The following is a 616-nucleotide window of genomic DNA, read 5'->3' as shown; positions in this document are numbered from 1 at the left end:
GGGCCTTGATAAATCGCCGGACCCGATTGAGCAGGCTAAACGAGCCGAACACTAACGACTGCATCGTCCAATGGATCTGCGTCATTACAGTTCCGTCATTCAGCGCACCCTCGGGATGCACCGGCAGCGTGATGATGACGTGGAAGTGTTCCTTCACCCCCGACATGATCGTGCGCCCGATGCGATTACCCAGTTCCTCGCAGATAAAGTTCTTCGGCGCCTCGAACTCGTGACTGGCCATCTTTCTTGTGAACCACTGCGCCACTCCCTTCCCTGCTACAAGCGCAGCGGGCCCAGAAAGCGGCTGGCTTGTTTTCACATCGCTGGCCTGGGCGTCGCTGTCGGTATGCTCGGACACGAAGCCAGACACGAAGAACTGGTTCTCGATGTAAATGAACGACGTCGCCTGACAAATAAGATTACGCATAACTTCGATGACCATCAGCCCATCGGGCGCATCGTCGAGTTCGATATCGGTGTGGAAGACGCGTCCCGTGCAGAATTCGTGCTCAGTGCTCTTGCCTTCAACCACTACCTGCCACGCGATCGCCTCTTCATGGCGCAGTTGCGCTTCCCACTTCGCTCCGGCAAAGTCCTCATGTCCAGTCCCAAACAC

At 56.5% G+C, this 616-nt stretch carries 1 pseudogene; it reads right to left on the bottom strand.

The window, feature by feature from the left end:
• Nucleotides 1-616 (bottom strand): annotated as a pseudogene (locus P7F28_RS07955) (hypothetical protein); the annotation flags it as partial.

It is taken from the genome of Caballeronia sp. BR00000012568055, assembly GCF_029439455.1.
Lineage (GTDB): Bacteria > Pseudomonadota > Gammaproteobacteria > Burkholderiales > Burkholderiaceae > Caballeronia.
The sequence above is the reverse complement of the archived record's forward strand: the minus strand, read 5'-3'. Positions and strand labels throughout refer to the sequence as shown.